This is a genomic window from Pseudoduganella danionis, assembly GCF_009720775.1.
GTDB classification, from domain to species: domain Bacteria; phylum Pseudomonadota; class Gammaproteobacteria; order Burkholderiales; family Burkholderiaceae_D; genus Rugamonas; species Rugamonas danionis.
Map to the genome: position 1 here is coordinate 1 of NZ_WNKW01000011.1, position 26559 is coordinate 26559.

Consider the following 26559-nt stretch of genomic DNA (forward strand, 5'->3'; position numbering starts at 1 on the left):
AGTACCAGCGTACGGCCCACAGAATGATGTCACGCTGAAAATGCCGGCCTTTGAATGGGTTCATGTGCAGCTCCATCAGCAAAAGGGGATGATAAGTTTATCACCACCGACTATTTGCAACAGTGCCCATTGGGGAGCATTGGGGAGTTGCAGCCCTCGCGCTGACCGGCCTGTTTGTCCTGTCTGTGGCACGGCTGCTGCGGGCCTTCAGGGGGCGATCATGAGCGTTACCCAACCCGTTGAATGGACCGTGGCGCAACTGGCGCCGGCGGTTGCGCGCGGTCAGCTTGAATTGCACTACCAGCCGATTGTCGATTTGCGCAGTGACCAGATTGTCGGTGCGGAAGCCTTGTTGCGCTGGCGTCATCCAACGCTCGGACTATTGCCGCCGGGCCAGTTCCTGCCCGTGGCCGAATCGTCCGGCCTGATGCCGGAAATCGGCGCTTGGGTGCTGGGCGCAGCCTGCCGCCAGATGCGCGAGTGGCTGCCGCTGCAATGGCGGCCGTTCCGGCTGGCCGTGAATGTTTCGGCGAGCCAAGTGGGACCGGACTTCGACGGATGGGCAAAGGGCGTGCTGGCCGATGCCGAGTTGCCCGCCGAGTATCTGGAGATCGAGCTGACTGAATCGGTCGCGTTCGGCGATCCGGCGTTGTTCTCCACCTTCGACACCTTGCGCGCCATCGGCGTGCGTTTCGCTGCCGACGACTTCGGGACCGGCTATTCCTGCCTTCAGCACCTGAAATGCTGCCCAATCACCACGCTCAAGATCGACCAGTCGTTCGTCGCCGGACTCACCAACGACCACCGCGACCGGATCATCGTGCGCACGGTGATCCAGCTCGCGCATGGGCTGGGCATGGAAGTGGTGGCCGAGGGCGTGGAAACGTCCGTGAGTCTTGATCTGTTGCGGCAAGCCGGTTGCGACGCGGGGCAGGGTTTCCTATTCGCCAGACCGATGCCGGCAGCGGCGTTCGCCGGTTTCGTCAACCAATGGAAGGGGATCGCCATGAGCGACAACGAACCGACTGCCACCTGCTGCGTGTGCTGCAAGGAGATCCCGCTCGATGCCGCCTTCACGCCGGAAGGCGCGGAGTACGTCGAGCACTTCTGCGGGTTGGAGTGCTACCAACGCTTCGCGGCTCGTGCCAAGGCAGAAGCTGACACTGGCACCGATCCGATAGCTAACGCTTCGCCCCGGTCGAAGGGATGAATGCAAGACCCTTCCGATACAGTCGCTCGGCAAGGTGGGTCAGCGGCCCGCCCATCTTGTGCCACAACGGCGTCACCACCGCATAGGCGAGAGCGGCTACGACGACCGCGCCCGCCATGTCGAGCGGGAAATGCACGCCCAGGAACACCCGTGCCCACGCGACGCTGGCACCAACCAGCAGCGCGAGAATGGCCCATCCAACCGCACCGTCGAACAGCAGCGTCAGCCCCACGCCGGCGAACACGGTCATGTGGTCGCTCGGAAATGACGAATCGGCCGCATGCGGCATCCAGGCATGGCCGAGTCCGATCATGAACGGCCGCGGGTGCGGCCAGAGTGCGCCGATGGCCTGATTGGCCGCCACACCGAGCAGCGCGACCAAACACGCCTTAATTGCCACGCTCCGGCGCGCATGATCGCCCCACAGCCAGAGGCCCGCCAGCAGCAACGGAATCAGGTAGATCAGGTCGTCGGCGATGCCGATGGCGGCCTGGATCAACCAGGCCGGCGTACCGTTGCCACCATTGATGTGCAAAAACAGGGCACGGTTGAAGGCTTCAATCTGGGTCATCGGTCAGTCGGCCTGCGGATCATCGAGACCGGCGTAGGACAGGCTTTCCGGGTAGAGCGCCGTCAACTGCGACAGTGTGTCCTGTACCTGTTCCAGCGCGTTCGTCATGCCGAGCACTTGGTCTTCCAGATCGACAGCGAACTCGAAAAGGTCGGCGACTTGGCTGCGCGATCCTTCGTTGAACACGGCCATCGCCAGTTGATGCAACTTCAACAGGTCAATGCGTAGTTGCGGCGGTCCGCCATTCTCGCCGTCGTTCAAATCGCCGCGCAGCTCGTCCACGGCATCGACAGCGCGCAGCAGCGCCGTGGTGTCGAAGTTCTCGGGAGCCAGTTCGTTCCATTCCTCATCGGTGATGGTGATTTCCATAAGCGTCTTTCTCCTTTGATGGAACCTTGCTGCTTACAAGCCAAGCTCGCTATGCGAGCCGAGGCGGACGAGTTGCAATACAGCGTCACCCGGTTTGCGGTAAATCAACACCAGGTCAGGCTTGACGTGACAATCCCGGTGATCCTTCCAATCGCCGGTCAACGCATGATCACGGTGCTTCTCGGCCAGCGGCTGGTCGTTCGCCAAGTCGGTCACGATGGCGACGAAATCACTTGCCAGCGTCTGCCGATGCGGGCCTTTGGCTTCGCGCTTGTAGTCGCGCTTGAACTGGCCGGTCTGTTCAATCGTCCGCATTCAAGTCCGCCATCAAGTCCTCGACGGTAGCGAACGACCTCAAGCCACCCTGGCGCGCTTCCTTCATTGCCTCGATGGTGGTGGCGTTCGGCACCAGCGGCTCGAACGGCAACGCCTTCTCGCGGGCGACGCGGGTCAACATGATGCGGAAAGCATCGGACACGGTCAGTCCCATCGCCGCCAGCACGACGGTCGCCTCATCCTTGATTTGCTCGTCGATGCGGGCACGGACTACTGCATTTGCAGGCATGGTTTCTTCCTTTAAGTATGTGAGCTACATTGTAGCTCAATTGCTCATCAAATGCACGGCGACTTGCTCTGCCCGCCATGTCGTAAAACAAGTGTTTTGCGACATATCTGCAACAGTCATGCGCACCAACCTCTGGATGGCCTCAAAATTGTGCGGAAAACTATGTCGCTATGCGCTACCATACGGAAACTGGTTATTAATGGTTATCCGCCTATGTTGGTTGGTTACATGCGCGTGTCGTCGGATTCGGACCGGCAGAGCACGGACTTGCAGCGCGACGCGCTGCTCGCCGCCGGCGTCGATCCGCGCCATCTGTTCGAGGATCACGCCTCTGGTGCGAAGGATGACCGCGTCGGCCTGGCGCGGTCGCTCGAATTCGTCCGCGCCGGCGACGTGCTGGTCGTGTGGAAGCTCGACCGGCTCGGCCGCTCGTTGTCGCACTTGCTTTCCATCGTGACCTCGCTCAAGGACAAGCGGGTGGCGTTCCGTTCTCTGACGGAGAACCTGGATACCACGACGCCCTCGGGCGAGTTCCTGTTCCAGGTGTTCGGCGCGCTTGCGCAGTACGAGCGCGCCTTGATCCAAGAGCGTGTCGTGGCCGGGCTGACTGCCGCCCGCAAACGCGGCCGGATCGGCGGCCGGCCGCAAGCGATCACCGGCGAGAAGCTGGACGCCATCGTCGCCGCGCTCGATGGCGGCATGTCCAAGGCAGCGGTGTGCCGAAATTTCAGCGTCAAGCGCACCACGCTGATCGAAACGTTGGCGCGAGTGGGGTGGCATGGCACGGGAAGGACGGATGATGGGCAACAAGAATAAGCTGCTCACTGTCCTGTCGGACGCCGAGCAGGAAGCCCTGTACGGCTTGTCGGATTTCGACGACACCCAACGGCTGGAATACCTTGCGCTGACCGAAACCGAACTGGCGCTCGCCAGCAGTCGGCCCGGACTCCCCGCCCAGCTCTATTGCGTCTTGCAGATCGGTTACTTCAAGGCCAAGCACGCTTTCTTCCGCTTCGATTGGAGCGAGGCCGAGGACGATTACGCTTTCGTGTTGAGCCGCTATTTCCACGGTGAGCCATTCGAGCACAAGGCGATCACCAAGCACGAGCACTACACCCAGCGCGAGCGGATTGCCCAGTTGTTCGACTACCGGCCGTGGACGGCCGATTTCCTGCCGCATCTCGTGCGGCAAGCCGCGCAAATCGTGCGCCGCGACGTGACACCTGGGTTCGTGGCCGCCGAGCTGATCGTCTGGCTCAACGAGCACAAGATCATTCGGCCCGGCTATACCACCCTGCAAGAGCTGGTCAGCGAAGCCCTGTCCGCCGAACGTCGGCGCTTGGGCGGCTTGCTGGCGGAAGTGTTGGACGAATCGGCCAAGGCTGCGCTGGGCCAGCTCCTGGTGCGCGACGATACCTTGTCTCAACTGGCGGCGCTCAAGCAGGACGCCAAGGATTTCGGCTGGCGTCAGATGACCCGCGAGCGCGAGAAGCGCGCCACGCTGGAACCGCTGCATGGAATCGCCAAGACACTGCTGCCAAAGTTCGGAATCTCACAGCAGAACCTGCTGTACTACGCGAGCCTGGCGAATTTCTACACTGTCCACGATCTGCGCAACCTGAAGGCCGATCAGACGCATCTCTACCTGCTGTGCTACGCCTGGGTGCGCTATCGGCAGCTCTCCGACAACCTGGTCGATGCGATGGCCTACCACATGAAGCAGTTGGAGGACGAAAGCAGCGCGGGCGCAAAGCAATCCTTTGTCACCGAGCAGATGCGCCGTCAGCAAGACACTCCGCAGGTCGGCCGCCTGTTGTCGCTTTACATCGACGACAGCGTGCCCGATCCCACACCTTTCGGCGATGTGCGTCAACGCGCCTACAAGATCATGCCCCGCGATACGCTGCAAACCACGGCACAGCGTATGAGCGTGAAGCTGGTGAGCAAGCTGGCTTTGCACTGGCAGGCAGTGGACGGCCTGGCCGAGCGTATCCGCCGTCATCTTCGCCCACTGTATGTCGCGCTTGACTTCGCCGGCACCGACCCCGACAGCACGTGGCTCGCGGCGCTGGACTGGGCTGGGCCAAGGGCGTGTTCGCCAAGCAGCAGCGCCTGTCACAACGGCCGCTCTCCGAATGTCCGGCATCCACGCTGCCGAAAAGGTTGCGGCCGTACCTGCTGACCTTCGATGCGGATGGCACGCCGACGGGCCTGCATGCCGACCGATACGAGTTCTGGCTGTACCGCCAAGTCAGGAAGCGCTTCCAGTCGGGTGAACTCTACCTCGACGACAGCCTGCAACACCGTCATTTCTCCGACGAGTTGGTTTCGCTGGACGAAAAGGCCGATGCACTGGCGCAGATGGACATCCCGTTCCTGCGGCAGCCGGTCGATGCCCAGCTCGAAGTGCTGGCGGCCGAACTGCACGCGCAATGGCTGGCCTTCAACCGCGAGCTGAAGCAGGGCAAGCTGACGCACCTGGAATACGATAAGGACACGCAGAAGCTGACCTGGCACAAGCCCAAGGGCGAGAACCAGAAGGCACGCGAAAAGTCGTTCTACGAGCAACTGCCGTTCTGCGACGTGGCCGACGTGTTCCGTTTCGTCAACGGACAGTGTCAGTTCCTGTCGGCCCTGACGCCGTTGCAGCCACGCTATGCGAAGAAGGTGGCCGACGCCGACAGCCTGATGGCGGTCATCATCGCGCAGGCGATGAACCACGGCAACCAGGTCATGGCACGCACCAGCGACATCCCGTACCACGTGCTGGAAAGCGCCTACCAGCAGTACCTGCGCCACGCAACGTTGCACACGGCCAACGACTGCATCAGCAACGCCATCGCCGCACTGCCGATCTTCCCGTACTATTCGTTCGACCTCGATGTGCTGTACGGTGCCGTCGATGGGCAAAAATTCGGCGTCGAACGGCCGACAGTGAAGGCGCGCTACTCGCGCAAATACTTCGGGCGCGGCAAAGGCGTGGTCGCCTACACACTGCTGTGCAACCATGTGCCGCTCAACGGCTACCTGATCGGCGCGCACGACTACGAGGCCCATCACGTGTTCGACATCTGGTATCGCAACACGTCGGACATCGTGCCGACCGCGATCACCGGCGACATGCACAGCGTCAACAAGGCCAACTTCGCCATCCTGCACTGGTTCGGTCTGCGCTTCGAGCCGCGCTTCACCGACCTTGGCGACCAATTGAAGGAACTGTACAGCGCCGACGATCCGGCGCTGTACGAGAAATGCCTGATCCGGCCGGTCGGAGTAATCGACCGGCAACTCATCATCAACGAGAAGCCGAACATCGACCAGATAGTGGCCACGCTCGGGCTGAAGGAGATGACGCAAGGCACGCTGATCCGCAAGCTGTGCACCTACACCGTGTCGAATCCGACACGGCGCGCGGTGTTCGAGTTCGACAAACTCATCCGCAGCATCTACACGCTGCGCTACTTGCGCAATCCGCAACTGGAACGCAATGTGCACCGCTCGCAGAACCGGATTGAGTCCTACCACCAGCTACGCTCGGCCATCGCCCAGGTCGGCGGCAAGAAGGAGCTGACCGGGCGCACCGACATCGAGATCGAAATCAGCAACCAGTGCGCAAGGCTGATCGCCAACGTCGTCATCTACTACAACTCGGCCATCCTGTCGCGGCTGCTGACGAAGTACGAGGCGAGCGGCAACGCCAAGGCGCTGGCACTCATCACCCAAATATCACCGGCGGCCTGGCGGCACATCCTGCTGAACGGGCATTACACCTTCCAGAGCGACGGCAAGATGATCGACCTGGATGCGCTCGTGGCGGGGTTGGAACTGGACTGACGGAAATTTCTGGGGTTCCGGCTTACAACCCCTGAAAGTGGGCAGCTTGGACGAAGACATAGCCGTCCGGCGTCGTCTGCGTGCGGATTTGACCCGGCAGCTTGTTCTTGTTGATGGCCGTCGATTCGCCGGCGTCCGGAGCATGCGCCGCAATATATACCAGCCCCGCTACTTGCGGGGCATTGCCGGCCTGGGTGATCACGGCGCCGCCGTAGCTGTGCCCCACCAGAATAGCGGGACCCTGCAAGGCTTGCAGTACGCGCGTGGTGGCGGCGACGTCTTCCTCCAGCGAAGTCATGGGATGCTGCACCATGCTGACGTTGTAGCCGTCTTTGCTCAGGATGTCGTAGACGGCGCGCCAACCGGAGGCATCGGCGAATTGGCCGTGCACCAGCACGATGTTTTTCACTGGTTCGACGGCAAAGGCCGGAACGCTCAGGCCAAGCGCGAGGACAGTCGTTGCAAGGTAACGCATATTAGACTCCAGATTGTGATGGGGGAGTCCATTATGCGTATCCGTCCAGGACTAAGCGATGACGCAATCATTACAAACCGATGACAAGATGACTCGCCACAGGTTTTGCCCTTACGCGCCAGTCCAGCATATAGGCCGGTAGGAAATGTAATGGGGGGATTTCATTCCATCGCTGCTGGGCTGCCTGGGAACTGAGAGCGGCTAGCGTACGCCTGCCCGGAACTCCTACTGCTCAGCCTGACTTGCATAGCGTTGCGCCAGAATCGCGCACACCATCAGCTGGATCTGATGGAACAGCATCAGCGGCAGAATGATCATACCCAGTGCACCGTGCGGGAAGAGGACCTTGGCCATCGGTACGCCGCTCGCCAGGCTCTTCTTGGAACCGCAAAAGATGATCACGATCTGGTCCTGTCTGGAAAAGCCCAGTTTGCGACTGATGAATGTGCCCAGCAGTAGCGCGATGGCCAGCATGACGCAGCACACCACCGCCAGACTGGCCAGCGCAGGGGCTGGCAGTTTCTGCCACAGTCCCTCGATTACCGAGGCGCTGAATGCGGTGTACACCACCAGCAGGATGGATCCCTGATCGATCCAGCGCAGCATGGGCTTGTGCCGGTCTACCCAGGCACCGATGCGCGGACGCAGCAGCTGGCCAGACAGGAAGGGCAGCAACAGTTGTACGACGATAGATACGATTGCATCGATGGGTGAACCGCCCGCTGCGCCGCGCACTACCAGCAAGCTCACCAGTAGCGGAGTCAGAAAGATGCCGACAAAGTTAGAGGCCGAAGCGCTACACACGGCAGCTGCCAGGTTGCCGCGTGCCATGGCTGTAAAGGCTATCGATGACTGGACAGTGGAGGGCAGCGTGCAGAGAAATAAAATACCGAGGTAGAGTTCGGGCGTGAGTACGGCCAGTGCGACGGGCTTCAGTGCCAGTCCCAGCAGGGGGAACATCACGAAAGTGCTGGCCAGTACCAGCAGGTGCAGGCGCCAGTGCGTCAGCCCGGAAACGAGCGCCTCGCGCGACAGTTTGGCGCCATGCAGGAAGAACAGCAGGCCGATGGCGAATGTGGTGAGCTGGCCGAGCGCGACGCTTGCCACGCCATGGGCAGGGAATAAGCTCGCCAGCAGCACCATCAGCAGCAACAGGATGGTGTAGGTGTCGATGGACAGGCGGCGCAGCACGGCGCTGATGGATTGTATGGGATGCAGCATTCGGGCTTCCTAAAGGGTGTGGGCACTAGCGCCGGCTAGCATGGCGTGCGGACGCCGTATCGTCAAGCTTGCCAGCGCTGCAGTCGCTATGCCGTGTAGCTTTCCGCCTTGCGTGCCATGGCGATAAATGCTTGCAGATAGTCGGTGTCGTGGTCAGCTTCGCGGGCACCGAGATAGATATGTTTCTGGATGCCTGCCGGGCCCAGACGCAAGGTCTTTAATTCCAGATGCGGGGCATAGTCCGTCACCAGCCATTTGGGCAGCGCGGTCACGCCACGGCCGCTGGCGACCATTTGCAGCATGATGTCGGTCGTTTCTATGGTCTTGTGCTTGCGTGGTGCGACCCGGGCGGGCAGCAGGAACATATTGTAGATGTCGAGCCGCTCTATCGCTACCGGATAGGTGATCAGCGTTTCTTCCATCAGCTGTTGCGGCAGTACTTCGTCCTGTACGGCCCATGGATGGTCTTTATGTACCACCAGGACCTGTTCGTAGTCGAACACGGGTTCGAAGCGCAGGCCCGGCTTGAGCAGCGGATCAGGCGTCACCAGCAGGTCGATTTCGAAGCCTAGCAGGGCGCCGATGCCGCCAAACTGGAATTTCTGCTTGACGTCCACATCTACCAGCGGCCAGGCCGCAAGATAGCCGGAAACAATTTTCAACAGCCACTGATAGCATGGGTGACACTCCATGCCTATGCGCAGCGTGCCGCGTTCGCCCTGAGCAAACTGTTGCAGGCGCTGTTCTGCCAGATCCAGTTGCGGAATCAGCCTTTGCGCCACGGTGTACAGATACTGGCCCGCCTGGGTGAGCCGCAAGGAGCGGCCTTCGCGCAACCAGAGATCGGTGCCCACTTGCTGCTCCAGCTTCTTCATGCTGTGGCTGAGCGCTGATTGTGTCAGATGGAGCACCTCGGCGGCAGCAGTGAGCGAGCCTTGTTTTTCGACTTCCAGCAAGGTGGCTAGATGGATACGTTCCAGCATAATGTATTCAATTTTGGGGGGAAGACGCCATTCTACTGTGCCCGTGCGGCTGGCCGCATGGACATGACATAAAGCGTCAGGCAGCGATGTTGCGATACTGTCCCTTGTAATACAGCAGCGGCTGGGCAGCTACCTGTTCCTGCAGTTTTAATGCCAGCACTTCGCCCAGTACGATCAGATGATCGCCGGCAGCATGTTCCGCATAAATCTCGCAATCGAGCCAGTGCAGGCTACCTGCAAGAACGGGATTGCCCAGCGGCGATTTCTCCCAGGTGATTTCGCGCCATTTGTCCGCGCCGCGCTGGGCAAACTGGTTGGAAATATGGATTTGTTCTTCCGACAGAATATTCACGGCGAAGCGGCCTGCCTGACGTATCCTGGGATAGCTGCCCGAGCCGGCCATGACGCTAAACGAGATCAGGGGTGGACTCATCGAGACGCTATAGAAAGACTGGCAGGTAAAGCCTATCAGCTCGTCATTAACGAGCGATGTAATGACTGTGATACCGGAAGCGTAATGCCCGAGCGCCTCGCGCAAGCGCAGGGGCTCGATGGCGGTACTGGATAGTGACATGGCAGATGCTAAATAGTGCGTAGTGCACGATGTTGTAAAAAGCGCAGGGGATAGGCGTCTCCCTGCGCCGCTTGATGCAGGAGGTTATTACGGATGCGCCAGTTCCTGCCGGATGATTTCTGCCCCCGCACTCAAGGCGTGCAGCTTGCCGCGGGCTACCTGACGTGCCAGCGGCGCCATGCCGCAATTGGTCGAGGGGTAGAGCTTGTCGGCATCGACAAACTGCAGGGCTTTGCGCAGGGTGCTGGCCACTTCTTCGGGCGTTTCTATGGCATTGCTGGCCACATCGATGGCACCCACCATCACTTTTTTACCACGGATGAGTTCTATCAGGTCCATGGGGACTCTGGCGTTGTGGCACTCCAGTGAAACGATGTCGATGCCGGACTGCTGCAGCTTGGGGAAAGCCTGCTCATACTGGCGCCACTCCGAGCCCAGTGTTTTCTTCCAGTCGGTATTGGCTTGTATGCCGTAGCCATAGCAGATATGCACGGCGGTTTCGCATTTCAGCCCTTCGATGGCTTTTTCCAGCGTGGCCACGCCCCAGTCATTGACTTCGTCGAAGAACACATTAAACGCAGGTTCATCGAACTGGATGATGTCCACGCCGGCGGCTTCCAGTTCCCGGGCTTCCTGATTGAGAATCTTGGCGAATTCCCAGGCCAGTTTCTCGCGGCTTTTGTAGTGATTATCAAACAGCGTGTCTATCATGGTCATCGGGCCGGGCAGGGCCCATTTGATAGGCTGTCCGGTTTGCTGGCGTAAGAAACGGGCATCGTCGACAAACACCGGTTTGGGGCGCGACACTGCGCCTACCACCGTGGGCACGCTGGCATCGTAGCGCTGGCGGATGCGGACAGTTTCGCGCTTGGCGAAATCTACGCCTTCCAGATGTTCGATAAAGGTCGTCACAAAGTGCTGGCGGGTCTGCTCGCCGTCGCTGACGATATCGATGCCTGCATGTTGCTGCTCCTGCAGAGACAGGCGCAAGGCGTCCTGTTTGGCCTCGATCAGCGCTTCGCCTTGCAGCTTCCATGGCGACCAGAGTTTTTCGGGTTCTGCCAGCCATGAGGGTTTAGGCAGGCTGCCGGCAGTTGAAGTAGGGAGTAATTTTTTCACTGTATATAACCTTGGTTTTTTTGTGCTCACAGCGCGTAATTGGCAGACCATTGTTCGAGCATGGCCTGATAGGGTTTGATGAAGTGCTCTTCAGCGAACCTGCCTTGCTCGACAGCGAGCCGGCTACGTTCTTCCCTGTCATAGACTATGCGGGTCAATGAATAGTCCTGATGCTGCAGGCTGGGTTTATAGAATTTTCCGGCGGCGGAATTGGCGTTGTAGATCTCGGGACGATAGATCTTCTGGAAACTGTCCATGGTGCTGATGGTGCTGATCAACTCAAGATCGGTGTAATCAGCGAGCAGATCACCAAAGAAATAGAACGCCAGCGGCGCGCTGCTATTGGCGGGCATGAAGTAGCGGACCGTCATGCCCATTTTTTTGAAATAGTCGTCGGTGAGAGAATACTCATCCTGTAGATATTCGATGCCTAACACCGGATGACAGTTTTCAGTCTGCCGATAGACTTTGGTACTGGAGACGCTCAGGCAGATAACCGGCGGTTTTTTGAAGTGCTGTCGATAGGTGTCCGAGTTGACGAAGTGTTGGAATAGCTTGCCATGCAGATCGCCAAAATTATCTGGCGTGCTGAACTCGCGCTGGTTCTTTGCATGTTCCAGCAGCAGGACGCTAAAGTCGTAGTCGCGCACGTAGGACGAGAAGTTATTCCCCACGATGCCTTCGATCGTTTCACCGGTTTTATGGTCGAATATATTGGCCTTCAATATTTCAATTATCGGCAGAGCCGTTGCGTCAGCTTGGCCGTGCATGTTCATTGCTACGGAAATAATTTCGAGCTTGACGTTGAAGCGATCACGATGGGGATTATCCCGGTGCGCCAGTGAGTTGAAGCGGTTATCTATCATGCGCAGGGTGTTGCGCAGGTTTTCCTGCCGGCTTATTCCTCTGGCCAGATTGGCAAAATTGGTGGTAATTCGGGTGTTTTCGGCAGGCCGATAGTCTTCATCGAAACTGGTCGTTTTGATGGAAAATGTGAACTCGTGACTCATGATGATTCGATGCCTTAATGTCGTGGGTAGCGCCGCCGTTCAATAAGCTCCGCTTAAAGCAGGCATATTTCCGGCCAGCGCCATACGGTTGTTGCGGATGACAGATATTATTTCAAGCCATCGATTAAAAAAAGTGAATTTATCTCATGAAATGATTAGTTCTAGTCATAGATTGAGGTCGTCAAGCTCTGGTGGGCAGGCAGCCAGGCGCTTGGGGAGTCCGGGAAGAGATAGCTTGCAGTGCGGATGGGCGGTGTTCAGCAGCGGGTAATATTTTTTGCTTGCAATTGCTTACATCTGATGCAGAACGCATGTCGACCGGAACCTGCCTGTGCCCGTTAATCAGCTACGGGTTCCGTCATCACCGATCTTTTTTCAAGGAGTATGAATATGCATGGCCATCAACGTATTTCCAGCACCGCTATCGTAGCTAGCGTAATTGCCTTGTTCGCCGGCGCCGTAGGCAGTAGCTACGCTGCCGATAATGACACTGCATGGCAGAAAGACCATCCGCGTCAGGAACAGGTGAATACCCGTCTGGCCAAGCAGAACCTGCGCATACATGAAAAAGTGCAAAGCGGTGAAATGAGCAAGGCCGAGGCAGCAACCCTACATCAGGAAGACCGAGCAATACGCAAGGAAGAACGGATGATGGCGCGCCATGACGGTGGCCACAGCACCAAGGCAGAGCAGAAGGCGCTCAATCAGCAGGAAAACGCCGTGAGCAAACAAATCGGTAAGTAATCAGCAAGCTGATGCTGGCTTGATGCGGCGCGCTAAGTCAGCCGCGCTGTCGTTGCCCGATGAGCAGGTGGAGGATAAATACGAGCGCCGCAGCGAGGCCGATGATCCAGTGCGTTAATGACCAGAGGTTGCGGCTTTCTTCATCGGCCAGATAGTAGAGGCCAAAGCCGCTGACGACCAGTACGGCCAGCAGGCTGAGCAAGCTGAGGCCGCTGGCCAGATTGCGTCCGGCCTTGATGGCGCGGCGGATGTGCGCATTCATCAGACTGCCGAGGAAGAACAGTCCCAGCATCGCTGCGCCGCCATGAAAGCGCATCGCCCATGGTTCCAGCGGGTGAATGGAAGCGCCGAACTGGCTGCCCGGCCGCATGAAGTAGCGCACAATCAGCCAGACACCGCCGCTCGAAAGCAGCAGTAGCAGACTGGCATAAATAGAACGGCGGTGCCAGCGTTCCAGCCGCAAGTTGATATGGGGACGATGGTGATGGGTATGCATGGCTAGATTATAAGGGCTGTGGCCTGCCATTGCGTCAGGGCCGGATGGTGCGGGTCGGCACTGGCCATCACGACTTTGGTCAGCGCATCGGCCAGCACGCAGCTGGGCGCGCGGACGGAGATGCTGCGGGTGGAGCGGATGCTGCGGCCGTCGCGGCCATCCCATAGTGCACTGACCTGCTGGCCGTGCTGCATGCGGCGCGAAAAATAGGTAGCCGATGTGGCCATCGCTTCCGCCCGCAGCTGCACGGCTGGCAGCAGGCGCTGTGGTTGCTGGGGATGGCGCAGGCTGACGGGCCAGTCGCGCTGGCCGAACACACGCAGATCGCCGCCCGCGTTGACGCAGCCCGCCTGCGCGCCAGCCTGCTGCAAAGCCGCAACGGCCAGATCGACCGCATAGCCTTTGGCGATGCCGCCCACATCGATCCAGCCGCTGGCCAGTTTGCACAGCGAACCGTCGGCGTCCCATTGCATCATTGCCTGTCCGGGCTGGTAGATAACCGTCTCGACGGCGGGCGCGGGCAGTAGGCCGTTTTCCACCAGCCGGGGCGCGCAGGCGATGTTGAAGATGCCGTCCGTCGCCAGCCTGAGCTGCTCGGCCAGCTGCAGCACCTGCATGGTATGGCTGTGCAGTTCCAGCCGTGTGCCCGCTGCTGCCCGGTTAAAGCGCGCAATATCGCTGGCAGGATCGTGAAAGCTCATCAGCCCATGTACTTGCGCGATCTGGGCAAAGGCGGCATTCAGTCCCGCCTGATCACCATCGGCCGTGATCTCGACGAGGGTGCCCAGCCAGGGCTGCGCGCGCCGTATCATGGTCTGAGTACGACCTGGGCTATGGCTGCAATGCGCCGTACGCCATCGGTGAGGTGGCTGGCCGATAGGGTGGCGCCGCTGATGCCGGCGATGCCGCCGCCTAGCGTCAGTCCGCCCGTGCTGGCGCTCTTGCCGGTGAACTGGCGGCGCCATGCGGGCAGGCGGATTTCGCCGCCATGGCTTTCACGGTAGGTCAGAATTTCCACCTGACGGATGCTGGCATCGGGATTGAGCGCGACGGCATAGGAGATCAGCTCGAATTTGCCGATCACGTCGTCGAGCACCAGATAGCCGAGCAGCTTGTCGCCGTTGTACGCGCCGATGACGTGCCAGTTGACGGAGCGGGCCGGCAATCCGGCCAGCTTTTCCACCTGCTGCATCTGCGCCAGCGACAAGGCCACATCCTGCGTACGGTAAGCAGTAGCATCAGGATAGGCCAGCTTCTGCACCTGCTCGACGCTCAGGTATTGCACCGCATAGGCGGGCAAACAGGCCAGGCTTGCCGCCAGCGGAAGACAGAGCCGGTAGCGCATCAGTAAGAGAACCCTACGCCGAGGTTGAGACGGTCGCGCGTCTTGTCTTCCTTGAACTTCTGATAGTCAGCCTTCAGCACCACGCCTTCGCCCACTTTCAGATTGGCGCCCACCGTCGTGACTTTTTCATCCGGCTGGGCCGCAACGCCCAGACCTTGCGGCAGCGCTTCATAGCTCTTGGCCGTGTTGTACTGCTCGTAGCGGACAAACGGGCTCAGTACATAGTCGTCCGCTTTGTAGGCCTGATACGCCGCCTGCAGATACCAGCCAGCGAAGGCTTTCGGCACCGGGGTAGGGTTGCCCACCAGCGTGAGGTTGAGCGCTGCCGTGTTGCTGATCTGGCCGCGCGCATAGACTGCGGCCAGATCCCACAAGCCCGGCGTATAGCGGGCATGCAGGTCATAGACGGTGACGCGCGCATCGTTGGCGGTATAGCCTTCGGTCTTGTGGCCGACCTTGCCGCTGAACAGCGAGCCGCCCAGCAGCAGGCCGGGCACGCCGCGCCAGTTCAGCGCGCCATGCACGCTCAGGTCGCGCGATTTGGCCAGCTGGCCTTCCTGATGGATGGCGCCTAGCGGCGATTCGCGGCCTTCGCTGCTGGCCGCATCCCATTTGCCCAGATCAAAGCCGGTGGTGATGCCGGCATCCCAGCTCAGGCCTTCGGCGGTATCGCCGGAAAGGCCGATACCGGCTTCGCGCCAGGTCGAAGGAATAATCGCTGTCTCGACGAAGTTACGTTCCACGCCGTAGTAGGCGGTCGGTTCGTGGCTGGTATTGAGCAAACCGGCCGGGATCAGGAACAGACCGGCTTTTCCGCGCAGGCCGTTGCCGAACTGGCGCTCGACGTAGAGCTGTTCGATCGCGCTTTCGCCGCTATCGCTGGCCGAGGCGATGGCATGTTCCCATTCGAACTCGGAAACCAGTTTGGTTTTTTCATCGAAGCGGTGTTCGATGCCGATCACGGCGCGGCGTACATCGGTCTGGGCGGCGCTGGCATTCTTGCTGGGGCGGTTGTAATTGATTTCGCCATAGCCGCCGATGATGGTGGTGGGGCCGCTGGCCATAATGGGCGCAGATGGGGTAGGGGCTGGCGCTGGCGCTACAGCTGGTGCGGCGAGGCTCGCCAGCTCCTGCTGTTTCTGTTCGATCACGGCAGTCTTCTGCTGGCTGGCTTTGAGCTCGGCCTTCAGCTGTTCCAGTTCGGCGGCCATTTTGTCGATACGGGCCAGCAGTTCGGCTTCACCGGCGCTGGCGGCAAATGGCGCCGCCAGCAGGGTCGCGGCGATAGCGGAGGCGATCAGATTCTTTTTCATTTGGTAGTCTCGTAAATTAAGGATTGAGCTTGTAGCCGTCAGTGAGCGTGCCGAGGAATTTCACCACATCGTCGATTTCCCTCGGTGACAGGGCCGGCGCCATGCCGGGCTGGCGGTTGTAGGGGACTTCGCTGACGTTGACGTTTTTGCGGTATGGCTCGGGCAGGTCATTGAACTTCTGCACCCGGCCATCGGCAGCAAGCGGATACCATTCTTCCGGATTGGTATCGCGCCGTACGTAGAAGCTAACCACGCTGGTCAGATTATCGAACGCACCGTTATGGAAGAAGGCCTGACGGGTCGCCACATTGCGCAGGGTCGGCACTTTGAACGAGCCGCATAGATCGCTGCGCTTGTCCACCAGATCGGTGCGGTCCGGTCCGCACAGACCCAGATCGTAATAGGCTGGATTTGCGGTTGCCTTCAGTTTGACATTGCGCGGCACGCCCAGATTGTCGTAAGTGAAATCGGTGAACAGCGGGGACGCACCATCGGCGCCACGCGCGCTCGGGTGGCAGGCAATGCAGTTGCCCTTGGCGGGATTATTGAACAGGGCCAGCCCGCGCAATTCCTGATCGCTGAGTTTTACTTTACCAGCGAGGAAAAGGTCGTACTTGGAATCGAATGGGTGGAACTCCGGCGCCTCTTTCTGGTAAGCCTGCAAGGCGAGGGTCATGCGGCCGAAGGCCTGCTCGGCGTCATCCAGTATGCCGGCGCCGAACTGGGCGCGGAAGCGTTCTACATAGGCAGTTTTGCGGAGCTTGTTGATGACGTCCTGTTTGCTGTCGTTCGCCATTTCGTGCGGCGCAAGGAAGGGCCGCTCGCCTTGCTCGGCCAGACTGGCGGCACGGCCGTCGCGATCGAAGCCGCCGGTGGGCGTGCCGTCGGCGGCAAAGAAGAAGGCCGGGGTCTGGTTCAGATAGCGCAGCGACGGCGCGGCGCGGAAGCCCTGTACATCGCCATTGGCGCCGCCGAATTGTGCGGCCAGATTGTTGTTGGGGGCGTGGGCCGCCGCCGGATCGTGGCAGCTGGCGCAGGATTGCGCGCCCGAAGCAGACAGGCTGGTGTCTTTGAAGATCAGTTCGCCTAGTTTGGCGGTCTCGCTGAGGGCGATGGTATGGTCCGGGGCGGGAGTGCTGGGCGATGTAGTACTGGTGCTGGAGCCACCGCTGCAGGCGGCCAAGGCGAGTAGCACAGCAGTCATCCCCGCTTCCTTGCCTATTTTCTTTGCTAGTACGGTAAAACGCATAGGTGGAATGCTTATGTGAATAATAATAGTTCTCATTATTATTCATGTTGGAAGTTTCTGCAAATGGGGCATCAGGGGAAGCCGCTGGCTCTTGCTGATGCCGGGGCATGCGCTGCGCAGAAGCAGGTGGCACTGCGATGGCCACTTGATCTGGCTCAGAAATATGCGATGGCGGGGTGGCCTAGCGCAGCGAAGGCTGGAAGTCCTTGTCCGTCACCATGCCGAATTCGAAGCCGCCCGCCAGCAGTGAGGCGACTATGGTGTCGAGCTTTTTCAGCGTATTCGGATGGATTTCATGCATCAGGATGATGCCGCCGCGACGCGAGCGGACCGCGGCCAGCACATGGCCCACATAATCGTTCTGGTACTGTCGCGGCACGCCGCAGGAGATCGCCTCGCGCGTATCGATAGCGCCGGTCTTGTCGAACGCCCAGTCGCAGGAATCCACATGCCAGCCGACGATCTGGTAGCCATGCTGGTGCACCAGCTGATTGGTTTCGCAGGTCGAATTGCCATACGGGTAGCGGAACAGCTTGGGCAGGTCTGGCGTGGTCAGGCTGTCGGCGCGCAGCACTTCGCCTGTCTGGCGTGCCACATCGATGTCGTGGAAGTTGGGGTGGCTCCACGAATGGTTGGCCACCACGTCGTGGCCTGCCGCGCGTACCTGCGCTACCAGCTCGGGATACTGGCTGGCCTTTTCGCCCACCATGAAGAAAGTAGCGTGGATGTTGTACTTCTTCAGCACTTCCAGTATGTATGCGGTGCCTGATGTCGTAGGGCCATCGTCGAAGGTCAGCGCCACGCGGTTCAGTGGCGGCGCGGTGGCGATTTCGGATTCGTAGCGGCAGTGGCTTTCCAATACTGCCGGTTCCACACTCAGGCGCTCGTGCAGGCGCTTGAGGTGATGCTGGCGTATGCTGGCTGTTTCGTCCTGTGCCGATGTGGTCGGCGAAGGAGTCTGGCCGGTGGCGGTACAGACAGTGGCGGCGAGGGTGGTGGCCAGTAGCAGGCAGCTGACGGCGTGCTGGCGATAGCGGGAAGGTTTCATGCCGCTATTATAAACAGCCAGCCTCAGCCGGGGCAGGTGGGCGCTGCCCGCTCGGGCAGCGCCGCGGCATTCACAGTGCCCGCACGAATAATGCCAGTGCGACGCAGGCCGATACCAGCGCAAACGCCTGTTGCAGTACCGGCCCCGCCAGCCTCGCCGCCAGCAGACGGCCGCTGCCCATACCGGCCAGTGCACCAGCCGAAAACGGCAGGGCGATGGCCCATTGCAGGTGGCCGGTGGCGGCGCTGGCTGCCACACCCGAAAATGAGACGAGGGCGATCACGGCGAGCGAAGTGGACAGAATAGACTGGGTGTTCAGATCAGTGTAGCGCTGCAGGGCGGGCACCATGACGAAGCCGCCGCCTACTCCCAGCAAGCCGGACAGTCCGCCGGCCAGCAGTCCGGACATGGCCAGCGCACGGGCACAGGGAGCAGTCCAGTTCAGCTTCCCGCGCTGGATGTCCAGCCGGCATGGCGGGGCGGCGCCGGTCTGGCTAGCGGCTACGCCTGCATTGCCGCCGTTGCCGCTTGCTGCCGTGGCACGCTGGTAGACGCGCCACGCGACATACAGCAGCACCAGTGCGAACACCATACTAAGTGGCCGGTTGGGTGTGCGCTGCGCTAGCCACAGGCCCAGCGGCGAGCAAAGTATGCCGGCGCTCGCGATGAGCAGGGCGGCCTTGTAGCGCACCGTACCGTTCTTCAGACCCATGATGGCACCCAGCGCAGCGGCCAGTGCTACGGCCAGCAGGCCGATAGGCCCAGCCTGCGCCATGCTGAGCCCGGCACCGAAGACCAGTAGCGGCACTGCCAGTATGCCGCCGCCTGCACCGGTCAGCGCCAGAATGATGCCGACCGTGAAACCTAGCAGGCTGACGACCATCATCGCGTGTACTCCTTGCAGTGGCGGCCCCTCATTGGTCGGCCAGTTCCGGTTTGGCCAGCCACTCGCGGCCTTTCAGCATGCCTTTCCAGTACAGCGGCGGCAGGATGCGTTCTTTCAGCAGCCATGCCAGCCGCGAGGGACGGGTGCCATCGAGCAACCAGCGCGGGAAGCTGGGCGCCAGCTTGCCGCCATAGGTGAATTCGGCTAGCACGATTTTGCCCCGTTCCACCGTGAGCGGGCAGGAACCGTAGCCGTCGTACTGGGCGCTGCCTTCGGCCTTGCCCATGGCGGCAAGCAGATTGTGCGCCACCACCGGCGCCTGCTTGCGCGCCGCTGCCGCGGTTTTGGCATTGGGGGTGTTGGCGACGTCGCCCAGCGCATAGATGTTCGGCCAGTTCTTGTGGCGCAGCGTGGCCTGATCGACGTTGACCCAGCCCGCTGCATCGGCCAGCGGGCTGACGCGGATAAAGTCTGGCGCCACCTGTGGCGGCACCACGTGCAGCAGATCGAATGGGCGCTCGACCAGCTGTTCGACGCCGTTGGCACCGGTGCAGCGGAAGGTGGCGATTTTGCCAGGGCCGTCGACGCGCACCAGCGTATTGCCGAAGCTAAGCTGGATGCCGTAATTCTGCACATACTCCATCAGTGCCGGCACGTAGTCGGCCACGCCGAACAGGGCGGCGCCGGCGCTGCAGAATTCGATATCGATGTGTTCCAGTGCGCCGTTGCGCTTCCACTGGTCTGCCGACAGATACATGGCCTTCTGCGGCGCACCGGCGCATTTGATCGGCATGGGCGGCTGGGTGAAGATGGCGCGGCCTCTGCCCAGTTCATTCACCAGCTTCCAGGTGTAGGGCGCCAGATGGTACAGATAGTTGGAAGTGACGCCATTGCGGCCTAGCGTATCGGATAGGCCTTCGATGGCATGCCAGTCCAGTTTCAGTCCCGGGCAGACTACCAGTTGCTGGTATTTGACCACGCGGCAGCCATCGAGGATCAGGGCATTGCGCTCCGGTTCGAAGGCTGCCACGGCGGCCTTGATCCAGTGGACCCCGCGCGGGATGGTGGCAGCCATGGTATGGGCCGTGGTGGCGGCATCGAATACGCCGCCGCCTACCAGCGTCCAGCCGGGCTGGTAGTAGTGCACGTCGGCCGGATCGATGATGGCGATGTCCAGTTCCGGATCGCGCGCCAGCAGGCTGGCTGCGGTGGCGATGCCGGCGGCGCCGCCGCCGATGATGACGATGGCGTGCGCCACTTCCACATCATCGAGCGGCGTGCGGCCCTGATTGATGATGCGGCGCACCACGCCTTTCATGTCGTAGCCGGCTTTCTGTGCCACAGCGACGATTTCGGGCAGCGACTTGCTGCGTGCTTCGGCCAGTGCCCACATGGTGGTCGAGCGCATGCCGGTACGGCAGTAGGCCAGTACCGGTTTGGGCAGCTCGGCCAGTACCTGACCGAATAGCTGGCCCTGTTCATCGCTGACCTTGCCCGATACAGCGGGTAGGTAGTAGGTGCGCAGTCCCAGTGCCTGTGCGGCACGTTCGATTTCCGCATAGAGCGGCTGGTCGCCTGCTTCACCGTCGGGGCGGTTGCAGATAACGGACTAGAAGCCGGCGGCGCGGATCTGCACCAGATCTTCCGGCAGGATCTGGGCTGCGACAGATAGCGCGGCACTCAGTGTGTGGAATTCCATGTTGGTCTCCTCCTGGTTGTTCTAGACGGCGTTGAGCGGGATTTTGATGTAGCGCGTGCCATTGGCTTCGGCCGGCGGCAGGTGGCCGGCGCGCATATTCACCTGCACCGACGGCAGCAGCAGCACCGGCATATCGAGCGTGGCATCGCGCTGCGAGCGCATGGCGTAGTGGAAAGCGAAAGTGTCACTTTTGCGACGGTAAATGTGTCAATCCATCTTTTCAGAGTCGGGAAAGTTGAAATTCTTTAATATTTTCAACGGCTTACCGAATTTGGAAAGCAATTGTGTCAACTGGAATGCAAGGAAAGGAAATGTGTCACTTCCTTGGCGCCGAAAATCGGCACCGATTCGCATCGTCAGCGTCATATCGATACGATCAGAAATACGCAAAATAGCTCCATCGCAGCCGCGTGATGGCGATGCGCGCCTTCTTGTTGAATGGACGCATGTTCCTCGACGAAACGGGCGGCGATGCGCCATATAGGTGGCCACAGTTTCCGCATCGGTAGGGCGCGTCGAGCAGGGCTACGTTGAGTCGGTAGGGCGCCTTGGCGCCGCAAGTGCGACAGGCGATTTCCAGCGGGTCGCCATGCACCGGGCAGCATTTGTTGGTGCCGACCTGATGCACCACACTGTGATAGCCACGGCACAGGCATTTCCGGCAATACCGGAAATGGTTGCCGGCGGTGGCCTGCAACGCATCGGGGAGCACAGAGTCCCACACCAGTTTGAGCGGTAGCCCCAGGGTGAGATGTAAGCGGCACAGGTCGACCTCCGAGCGGCATGCCGCCACGCCCTCATATGGGTCAATGTCAGACTTGGCCAACTGCGTGGTGATCGCCTGACCGGATAGCCGGTTCATCCTGGCCAGCTTCCACAGGATGGACACGATCGATTCAAACGGATCGAGCCATTTCGGGTCGAACACGTAGCCGAAAGACGGCGTCAGCGCGCGCTCGTCGAACAGCATGATGGGCAAGCTCTTGGCCTCCATGGCATCACGCGGCGCTGGACAGTTCCGACAGGCTGCAAGTGGTCGCCACCCGAGCCTGGACATAGCCGGAACTGCGCACCGCCTGGATCCACAACTGGGCCGACGGCCGGTAATGCGCAGCGTCCTGCAGCTCGCTTTCCTTGAGCACGATCTCGACGGCACGGGTGTCGGTTGATGCCTGTCCGCTCTTCAATCAGGCGTATGGCCTCTCCTTCGGCATACAGCTCAATTGCTCTCCGTCTTTTGGAAAAAATGATGCGCTGTGCATCGGAGAGGGCATTGAAATCAACGTCTGGCCAGATACCGATGTCGATGCCATGAAGGTCTCTGCGTTGACGATTCATGATAGCGGCCTCACCGGGTGAATTGAAGTCAAGAACGAAAGTTCTTCCGCGTGCAGCTGCGGAGCCTGGAGTTTTCCAGCATGGAGTAAGCAAAAGATGGCTGCTCGCACAGGCGTTGGATCACCGGTGGAAAATTCCTGCTCGATGCGGGAAAGCTGCATCGGCTCGGCTACAAATTTCAGGATCGATTGTTGGAGCGAGGGGGGGATATCTTTTCGAGAGCAGGTGATTGCCACCAGCATGCGCTGCCAGTTGTCGGTCCACATTTTGCTCGCCAAAAGTTCGGCGGGCGGTACGATGCGGACCGCCATTTCGACGCCATCGATTATCGTGCTGCGCGCCTCGCAGGCATCGTCCATGACGAGCAACGTTTCGCGGTCGCCCTGACGTACCCAGAAGTCGACTTGTAGTACCTCATCCGCGAAATTCAAGTCGAGCGGGCGTTCGCAAAATGTCTGGATTGTTGGATCAACTTCGAGACGTATCCACTGTTCAAAAACGGCTTCGCCAAAGCACTGCAGGCGCCGGCCCAGCTTCAGGCTGTACGCCTCGATGATGCGAGAGCCGGCAGGCCTTGCGCGCGGAACAGCCGATTGGAATCGTGCGGTTTTGCTCATGATTTCAGCAGCTTATCGCTGCTGCCGCATCTTCAAAGCTGCGAGTTGACGGATTTTCTTTCCGATGCTACGAGTTGACACAATTGCTTTCTTGGACGTGCCGGTAAATGTGTCACTTTCCGGCCGCGGTCAAGAGGGAAGCAAGCGTTGAAACCGGTGACACAATTGCTTTCCTCTACGGCTGTAAGCTGGCTCTGATGGCTCTTACATTTGACGAACACGTTGTTCCACTCGCTGCCCTGAGCTTTGTGACAGGTAATTGCGTAGCCGAACTTGAGTCTTAGCGCGTTGAAATATGGGTCAGCTTTCAAGGCATGCTTGAACTCCGTACTATTGCGTTTCAATTTCGGATTCCGGATGCAAAAATCAAGGTAGAGGGCTTTGTTTTGGTCAGAGGACAGCGCAGCCTCTTTTGAGTAAAGCAGGTCCTCGATTATTTTGGCGTTGAAAAAATGGGAGGTGCCATCGAGGCTCTTGAAGCCAACGACGACATCTTTGAAGTGTAGGGAAACGGGAATCTCTTCAAGCTTTCCTGTGTTGGCGGATTTCCTTTTCAAGGTAACGGTGCGCTTATCCGAACCGGAGAGTACCTGCCGTATTAGGCCGAAGTCACCGTTGGATATGAATATGGCGTATGCGTCGCTGTTGGAGGTGGACATCACCTTGTCGCCCGCCACCACTTTCGGACAATTGGGGAAAAAGTGCTCACGGATTCGTTGGTTGTAGTCCCCAACATCGGAGTTCGAATGGGCGATTATTATCGACTCCCCGTTGACCTTTCCGCCGCATGATTCGAGGTAGCGCTCTACCAGGTTGGCATGTGTGACCATTTGGACGTCTGGTTGGGCGAAGTCAATTGTCAGCTGGTTGAACGAGTTGTCCTGCAATGCTTTGCGAAGCGGAATTGCGTTCGCGATTACACCGCTCTCAGATTTCTGGCGAACGACCTCGGAGAGTTCGAACTCGGTTGAGCGGACATTGTGCTGCTGGTATAGGTAGCTGGCATCTAACGCTGGCGAGAAGTTCATGCCAACGGGAGGAAGCTGGGCGTTGTCACCAATGAAAATAACTTTCTTTTCGTGGTCGTTGTGGTCCAGGTTCACGAACTTTAGGAAGTCGGCGAGCAAGTATCCCGTTCCGAAGCGGAAAAACTCCGCCTCCTGGTAGACGTCAGGAATCATGGAGGCTTCGTCCACAATATAAACAGTGTCGGCCGAGAGGTTGTTCACTGCTAGCTCAGCGTAGAACTTGAAGGTTTCGGTTCCGTCGATGTCGTCGTCCCGATACTCGGCGATATCCTTGAACGAGTAAATGGTCTTGTGAATGGTGTATGCACTTGACTTGGTTTTCTTAGAAATAACCTTTGAAGCCTTGCCTGTAGGCGCAGCGAGGACGTAGTTGCGGCCGATGGCTCGAAAATACTCGGTTGGACCCTTGGTGATGAAGGTTTTTCCTGTGCCTGCATAGCCTTTGAGTAGAAAAACGCTTTCCGTCTTGCCTTTAAGGAACCGTTCGAGACTATTGACTAGTTCCTCTTGGCCGTCGGTCAAGGAATACTCTGCGAACGCGTCATGAATGTTAATGAGTTTGCGGGTGTTCGCAGGCTTGAAGTCGATTGTTTCCGAGGCTTTCGCGGAAGCATTTTTGAAGTTCACGACTTCAGACTCGTCTAGTGTTTGACCGAGTTCCGCGATTTGTGCCTGGGAGGCCTTCTCGAAAGCCTCCACGCGGCTCAGCTCTTCCTTTGCAGAAGCCAGTTGCTTGGCGACCATATCAGCCGTTTCTGTGGAGTAAGCTGAGAGTACGGCAGGTTTGGCTGGAGGCTCATAGGCGGGGTAGGACTCTAAGGAGTCCCCGCTGTAGGTCTTGTATAGCCACTGCCCGAGAAGGTAAGTTTCCTCAATTAGTTGTAGGGACGTCCCGGTGTCCATAGTGCAGCCGTGGGCGGCCTTATTGCCAAGCATGCGAAGTGCATGAAGCTTCTGCAAAACAGCTTCGCCGACGACGTCTTGGAAGAAGGGGGATTTAAGCTTCTCGAAAAAGCTGTCAGATGGCTCGCTTGGAAGCCTCAGCTCCCTATAAAGAAAGCCCACGAGGGCTTCCGCGAAGCAGCGAAGCTTGACAGCGGCGGTGTGTGGGTCAGTGTGTGCGTAATGTTCGGCGAACGCTGCATGTTCGTATAACTGGGGCCAGCGGGCTTTTAGTGGCTGGAAGTTGCTCGATTTCATTATATTGTCTGGCCGATGGCGCGGCGATGTGATTGCATACTGACAATATAACCCAACAGAAACATCTTATGCATGTTGGCATGCGTCTATTTATGATGTTGATAACGCAATACTAAGTCGGCACCTGCCTACAACGCAAATATCGTAGCTTATTAACAACTGGAGAGTTTTTGCTGGCGAGCAAGACGACATTTTCCTATTCACTCTTCAGTATCAACTCCATTTCGCTGCCTAATTGATTCATTGGGGTTGATGGGGGAGACGTTAATTCTTATGAAAGCCACGATGCCTGCATGCGTTTCGCCACTGGTCCACCTCCCTTGCTCTAGCTATGGCGTGCCTCCAATCCTCTAGGGTTAGGTGTAACCGGCTTCTGGCAACTGAGGAGAGCTGAAGTAATGGCGTAAAGTGGTCTAGTAGTACACTTTTCTTTCTTGGATTATTCGGCGCGAAAAATCGAAGCTGAATACAGTTCCTGAAGGTCTAAGGTGGTTTAGTTCGCGAAATTCTTGGGAAAAGTTTGGGAAAGAAAATCGTCGATTTTCTTCCCAATCCTTCCTCATATTGCCTCAGTTTCGATTTTGGAATATTATGAAATTTCAAGGAGTTACGGCGAACTAAGCCACTTTTTCCTAATAGACGGCTGGCCTCCGAAGCCAAGGGTCGTGGGTTCGATCCCCGCCAGCCGCACCATAAAATCAAGCACTTACGTGATTTCGCTCCGAGCCTTCGTTGGTTTGGATACTCCGCATTCCCCAATGTAGCCGCTGTGTCAGCCGATTGATCGCGCCGACCTTAGCGTGTCAAGCCTGATTGCGCCCCTCTACTGTGGTATTTACATTTGATTTGGCACAGGCGGTGTGCCTTCCCGCAGAATTGTTTTTATTCGGCAGCCGCCTATCAGCGCATCGTCGTTTTGGCGTAGAGCGAATGCCTGAACGCAGCCGTGCCATCGCGTCTTGCGCTGTCGTCGGACGAGGATAGCGTCAGCGTTGCAGTGTGACCGCACCATGCCAGTATTCCCGCAGCGATTGCACGAGTTCGCTCTGGAATTCGGGACGGATCGGCGCGAACACGGGATCGGCAAGCAAGGCGCGTACATTCGGCGGGTAGTCGAGGGACTGCCACAGGCCGCGCGTCAACGCGTAGGTACGTATCAGCAGGGTTGTGCCACGACCAGCCGCTAGCTGCAGGGTGGTATCCAGTAACTGGCCTGCGTTGACCAGACCTTCGGTCAGATTCAGTTTGAACTGCCGCAGTTGGCTGATGTCGAGATTCTGCTCCAGTACGCTGTACGCCATGGCGTCGAGGCGCAGCAGTTCTGGCCGCGCTTGCAGATAGGCGACATAGCGCTGGATAAACCGTTCCAGCAGATCGGGCTGTCCTGCATCGCTGAAGCCGCTATGTACTTCTGCCAGCAATCCGGCAAAATCCTCGGCCAGCAAGGCGATAAAGATCTCTTCTTTGGTGCGGAAATACAGATACACCGTGCCCTTGGCCAGTGACGCTGCTTCGGCAATGCGCGCCGCAGACGGTAGTTGCCGGCTATCTTCGAGAAATAGCTGGCGCGCGGCTGCGAGGATATCCGCGCGGCGAGCGGCCTTGTCATCGGAGCCGATCGCTCTGGCTTTGGGACGGGGAGGGGATTTGAGCATGGGGCAAAGT

Annotated in this window: 26 protein-coding genes and 3 pseudogenes; 5 read left to right on the forward strand and 24 right to left on the reverse strand. The window is 59.1% G+C overall.

The features are described from left to right. The first annotated feature begins 122 nt into the window (after positions 1-122). On the forward strand, positions 123-224 hold the full coding sequence (locus GM655_RS21435; RefSeq protein WP_443094161.1) for a hypothetical protein: 102 nt from the start codon (positions 123-125) through the stop codon (positions 222-224). Beyond that, on the forward strand, positions 221-1210 hold the full coding sequence (locus GM655_RS23095; RefSeq protein WP_155436709.1) for a DUF3330 domain-containing protein: 990 nt from the start codon (positions 221-223) through the stop codon (positions 1208-1210). The genes GM655_RS21435 and GM655_RS23095 overlap by 4 nt, the downstream gene beginning before the upstream one ends. On the opposite strand, the gene GM655_RS21445 is transcribed toward GM655_RS23095, so the two are convergent. Genes GM655_RS21445 through GM655_RS21460 form a run of 4 tightly spaced genes read right to left on the reverse strand, consistent with a single transcriptional unit; the run spans position 1182 to position 2715 of the window. Next, positions 1182-1781, reverse strand: a complete 600-nt coding sequence (locus GM655_RS21445) for a phosphatase PAP2 family protein (RefSeq protein WP_155436710.1) — start codon at positions 1779-1781, stop codon at positions 1182-1184. The genes GM655_RS23095 and GM655_RS21445 overlap by 29 nt on opposite strands. Positions 1782-1784: 3 nt before the next feature. Beyond that, on the reverse strand, positions 1785-2150 hold the full coding sequence (locus GM655_RS21450; protein ID WP_155436711.1) for a transposase: 366 nt from the start codon (positions 2148-2150) through the stop codon (positions 1785-1787). A 33-nt stretch (positions 2151-2183) separates the two neighbouring features. After that, a complete protein-coding gene (locus GM655_RS21455) occupies positions 2184-2465 on the reverse strand; it encodes a type II toxin-antitoxin system YafQ family toxin (protein WP_155436712.1) in 282 nt (93 codons plus the stop codon). After that, positions 2452-2715, reverse strand: coding sequence for a type II toxin-antitoxin system RelB/DinJ family antitoxin (locus GM655_RS21460; RefSeq protein WP_155436713.1), 264 nt, complete (start codon positions 2713-2715; stop codon positions 2452-2454). Before GM655_RS21460 ends, GM655_RS21455 begins: the two co-directional genes overlap by 14 nt. A 213-nt stretch (positions 2716-2928) precedes the next feature. Between GM655_RS21460 and GM655_RS21465 the strand changes: the two genes are divergently transcribed. Beyond that, the gene (locus GM655_RS21465; RefSeq protein WP_155436714.1) at positions 2929-3531 is read left to right on the forward strand and encodes a recombinase family protein; all 603 of its coding nucleotides are present in this window, start codon (positions 2929-2931) and stop codon (positions 3529-3531) included. Further along, positions 3515-6549: pseudogene (locus GM655_RS21470) on the forward strand (Tn3 family transposase). Before GM655_RS21465 ends, GM655_RS21470 begins: the two are co-directional and overlap by 17 nt. 22 nt (positions 6550-6571) lie before the next feature. On the opposite strand, the gene GM655_RS21475 reads toward GM655_RS21470, so the two are convergent. The 6 genes from GM655_RS21475 to GM655_RS21500 all read right to left on the reverse strand — a co-directional run bounded on the left by GM655_RS21475 (position 6572) and on the right by GM655_RS21500 (position 11931). After that, positions 6572-7024 (reverse strand): alpha/beta fold hydrolase, encoded by a 453-nt coding sequence (locus tag GM655_RS21475; RefSeq protein WP_155436715.1) that lies wholly within the window; start codon positions 7022-7024, stop codon positions 6572-6574. Positions 7025-7249: 225 nt separating this feature from the next. Next, a complete protein-coding gene (locus GM655_RS21480) occupies positions 7250-8245 on the reverse strand; it encodes a bile acid:sodium symporter family protein (protein ID WP_155436716.1) in 996 nt (331 codons plus the stop codon). 86 nt (positions 8246-8331) lie between these two features. Beyond that, complete coding sequence (locus tag GM655_RS21485) at positions 8332-9228, reverse strand: LysR family transcriptional regulator (RefSeq protein WP_155436717.1); 897 nt, start codon at positions 9226-9228, stop codon at positions 8332-8334. A 76-nt stretch (positions 9229-9304) separates the two neighbouring features. Continuing rightward, positions 9305-9802 (reverse strand): flavin reductase family protein, encoded by a 498-nt coding sequence (locus GM655_RS21490; protein WP_155436718.1) that lies wholly within the window; start codon positions 9800-9802, stop codon positions 9305-9307. An 87-nt stretch (positions 9803-9889) separates the two neighbouring features. Continuing rightward, on the reverse strand, positions 9890-10921 hold the full coding sequence (locus GM655_RS21495; RefSeq protein ID WP_161037055.1) for a methionine synthase: 1032 nt from the start codon (positions 10919-10921) through the stop codon (positions 9890-9892). 26 nt (positions 10922-10947) lie between these two features. Continuing rightward, positions 10948-11931, reverse strand: a complete 984-nt coding sequence (locus GM655_RS21500) for a DUF1852 domain-containing protein (RefSeq protein ID WP_155436720.1) — start codon at positions 11929-11931, stop codon at positions 10948-10950. Positions 11932-12321: 390 nt separating this feature from the next. On the opposite strand from GM655_RS21500, the gene GM655_RS21505 reads away from it, so the two are divergent. Next, on the forward strand, positions 12322-12675 hold the full coding sequence (locus GM655_RS21505; protein WP_155436721.1) for a hypothetical protein: 354 nt from the start codon (positions 12322-12324) through the stop codon (positions 12673-12675). 37 nt (positions 12676-12712) lie between these two features. Here the strand turns inward: GM655_RS21505 and GM655_RS21510 are convergent, their stop codons facing one another. The 14 genes and pseudogenes from GM655_RS21510 to GM655_RS21575 all read right to left on the reverse strand — a co-directional run bounded on the left by GM655_RS21510 (position 12713) and on the right by GM655_RS21575 (position 26549). After that, positions 12713-13171: a DUF4405 domain-containing protein gene (locus GM655_RS21510; protein WP_155436722.1), complete on the reverse strand. Its 459-nt coding sequence runs from the start codon at positions 13169-13171 to the stop codon at positions 12713-12715. A 2-nt stretch (positions 13172-13173) separates the two neighbouring features. Next, entirely contained in the window at positions 13174-13983 is an 810-nt protein-coding gene (locus GM655_RS21515; RefSeq protein ID WP_155436723.1) for an FAD:protein FMN transferase, read from the reverse strand. Then, positions 13980-14516, reverse strand: coding sequence for an FMN-binding protein (locus tag GM655_RS21520; protein ID WP_155436724.1), 537 nt, complete (start codon positions 14514-14516; stop codon positions 13980-13982). Before GM655_RS21520 ends, GM655_RS21515 begins: the two co-directional genes overlap by 4 nt. Next, positions 14516-15829, reverse strand: coding sequence for a carbohydrate porin (locus GM655_RS21525; protein ID WP_155436725.1), 1314 nt, complete (start codon positions 15827-15829; stop codon positions 14516-14518). Before GM655_RS21525 ends, GM655_RS21520 begins: the two co-directional genes overlap by 1 nt. Before the next feature lie 16 nt (positions 15830-15845). Further along, entirely contained in the window at positions 15846-17033 is a 1188-nt protein-coding gene (locus GM655_RS21530; RefSeq protein WP_155436726.1) for a cytochrome-c peroxidase, read from the reverse strand. Between the two features lie 226 nt (positions 17034-17259). Next, positions 17260-18126: a polysaccharide deacetylase family protein gene (locus GM655_RS21535; RefSeq protein ID WP_155436727.1), complete on the reverse strand. Its 867-nt coding sequence runs from the start codon at positions 18124-18126 to the stop codon at positions 17260-17262. A gap of 70 nt (positions 18127-18196) precedes the next feature. Then, positions 18197-19012 (reverse strand): sulfite exporter TauE/SafE family protein, encoded by an 816-nt coding sequence (locus GM655_RS21540; protein ID WP_155436728.1) that lies wholly within the window; start codon positions 19010-19012, stop codon positions 18197-18199. Positions 19013-19040: 28 nt separating this feature from the next. After that, positions 19041-20711 (reverse strand): annotated as a pseudogene (locus GM655_RS21545) (bifunctional protein tyrosine phosphatase family protein/NAD(P)/FAD-dependent oxidoreductase). 21 nt (positions 20712-20732) lie between these two features. Next, positions 20733-20876: pseudogene (locus GM655_RS21550) on the reverse strand (MBL fold metallo-hydrolase); the annotation flags it as partial. A 211-nt stretch (positions 20877-21087) separates the two neighbouring features. Continuing rightward, a complete protein-coding gene (locus tag GM655_RS21555; RefSeq protein WP_155436729.1) occupies positions 21088-21705 on the reverse strand; it encodes a TniQ family protein in 618 nt (205 codons plus the stop codon). Positions 21706-21709: 4 nt separating this feature from the next. After that, positions 21710-21898 carry a hypothetical protein gene (locus GM655_RS21560; protein ID WP_155436730.1) on the reverse strand — a complete coding sequence of 63 codons (189 nt, stop codon included), beginning with the start codon at positions 21896-21898 and terminating at the stop codon, positions 21710-21712. Positions 21899-22045: 147 nt separating this feature from the next. Further along, a complete protein-coding gene (locus GM655_RS21565) occupies positions 22046-22666 on the reverse strand; it encodes a hypothetical protein (protein WP_155436731.1) in 621 nt (206 codons plus the stop codon). A gap of 32 nt (positions 22667-22698) precedes the next feature. Next, positions 22699-24894, reverse strand: coding sequence for an ATP-dependent DNA helicase (locus GM655_RS21570; RefSeq protein WP_155436732.1), 2196 nt, complete (start codon positions 24892-24894; stop codon positions 22699-22701). Between the two features lie 986 nt (positions 24895-25880). Next, complete coding sequence (locus GM655_RS21575; protein WP_155436733.1) at positions 25881-26549, reverse strand: TetR/AcrR family transcriptional regulator; 669 nt, start codon at positions 26547-26549, stop codon at positions 25881-25883. Between the last annotated feature and the right edge of the window lie 10 nt (positions 26550-26559).